At 44.0% G+C, this 1,356-nt stretch carries 1 protein-coding gene and 1 pseudogene; both read right to left on the minus strand.

Translation table 11 applies throughout. The features are described 5' to 3' along the window. A pseudogene (locus tag A3766_RS25560) lies at nucleotides 1-266 on the minus strand (hypothetical protein); the annotation flags it as partial. 183 nt (nucleotides 267-449) lie between these two features. After that, on the minus strand, nucleotides 450-1,356 hold a 907-nt coding region (locus tag A3766_RS25565; RefSeq protein WP_197479747.1), incomplete at its 5' end, for an alpha-glucosidase C-terminal domain-containing protein.

The raw sequence follows: 1,356 nt of genomic DNA on the forward strand, positions 1-1,356 counted from the left end.
ATATCGACGAAGCCTAGCTGTTCTTGCTCGCTGTCAGTATAGATTAACGTTTGTCCGTCAGTGCTTGCGGCAACAATTTCTGCAACGGTTTCGGTGTCGTCATTACATTGAGTATTGATCTGCTCACATACGTGGAAAGTCGCCACTCTATTGAAGTTTTTGACTGACGAGGAGTCTTTATCGTCATCGCTGCAACCTGCTAACAAGAGGGGGCTTGAAATGGCGAGAGCGAGAGCCGTTTTCTTAAACATATTCATAGAGTGCATAATTTTCCTTTCCATTTAACGATAGGTGTTTTTACTGAAGAGGGAATTATGTTTCGAGAGTGCTACAAATTTATGTCTCTTTTAAGTCACTTTGGTGACGGTACTTATATGCAAGGAGTGGAGCCTTCCTGTTTCTATAGAAAAATGACTAGTCGAAACAGGAGGCGAGTTGATTTAGCCGGGCTAGAGAGCACAGAGGTTTGATAACCAGATTGTCTGATAAGGCGCTAAATCGATTGTGTTATCAGCTTTGCTAAGCTCTTGCCCACTGATTAAGTTGCACCATGCTTGAGTATCGACCAGATTAATGTCAGCTATCGCAAGTTGCTGTGACTCCTTGCTGATGTTCGATATACAAAAAATGCTTTGCTTTCTGTCTGGAGACTGACGCCAATAGGCGAATATTTTATCCCCCAGGTGCAAAGTGAATTGCACTGCATTAGGGTGAAAGGCAGCATGTTGTTGTCGGATTTTTAGCAGACGTTTTATTTCGCTGAAGACACGCTGGTGATGCGTGTTTTCGTTAAGCTGCGTAGTTAAATCTGTATAGTCCCACTGGTGTCTGTTAATAGATCGATTATGGCCGGTGTTCTCCATTCGCTTATAGTCGTTTTGGGTGGCTAGCAAGCTATGGACATAAATACCCGGAATGCCCTCTAAGCCAAACATAATGGTATGTGCACAGAGAAAACGTTCGATACCGAATTGATCTTTTCCTTCTGTCGTGCCTTGTAGCGCATCGAATAGTGAGATATTGATTTCGTATGGTTTGCGAGAAGGCGTTTCGGTATTTCGACCATCTACGCTGTCCAGTGCTCGCCATGAGATTTGTCCTCCGAAGCTTTGCATGGTTTCTACTAGATTTTGTACCTCATCTTCGTTGAGAATTCCTTCAATTGGCCGTAAGCCAATACCGTCATGAGAGGCAATGAAGTTGAAATAGCAAGTGCCGTGCTGTGCCGGAGGCATGCTCATCAGCCACAGCTTCAAGTGATGACAGTTCCCACTGATTAAGGTATTCAGCAATAAGGGGGGCAAAGCGAAGTTATAAACACAATGCGCTTCGTTAGCATTACCAAAGTACGACAAG

The organism is Oleiphilus sp. HI0132, from assembly GCF_001635845.1.